The 513-nt window shown below is 40.7% G+C and carries 1 protein-coding gene; it reads right to left on the reverse strand.

Translation table 11 applies throughout. The features are described 5' to 3' along the window. The coding region (locus J7R05_RS07755; RefSeq protein WP_208541820.1) for an MBL fold metallo-hydrolase at positions 1 to 513 on the reverse strand (513 nt) is incomplete at both ends.

Raw genomic sequence — 513 nt, forward strand, 5'->3', positions numbered from 1 at the left:
AAGAGCAGTAGTTTGGGTATATTCATGAGCGCAAGAAAGGTGCGGGTCAGCCTGAAGGTGGCGAAGCTGTGTTAAGGAATCCAGCATCTGCGCAGGTGTTCCTTCGAAAAGACGCCCACAACCAAGAGAAAAAAGTGTGTCTCCGGCAAAGAGTAAATCCTCTTCAGGAAAGTAGTAAGATAATGCGCCTAAAGTATGACCAGGTGTTGAAATAGCCAAAAGCGGGTGTGTACCAAAGAAAAAATACTCATCAGGTTGAAGTGTTTGGTCAAGATGTTTAATTTTTTCTTTTTCTGCTTCCGGTCCAATAACTACAGCTTTATAAACTTGTTTTAACTCTTCTAGTGCTTCTACATGGTCGTGATGATGATGAGTCACAAAAATAGCTTGAAGTGTCCAGTTACGACGTTTTAGAGCTCTATGAATCGCTTTACTTTCAGGTGCATCAATTGCGGCTGTGTGACCATTCTTTTCATCATGAATGAGAATACCAAAATTATCTTTTCTACAGAT

Origin of the sequence: Bartonella capreoli, assembly GCF_902813205.1 — a bacterium.
Taxonomy (GTDB): Bacteria; Pseudomonadota; Alphaproteobacteria; order Rhizobiales; family Rhizobiaceae; genus Bartonella; species Bartonella schoenbuchensis.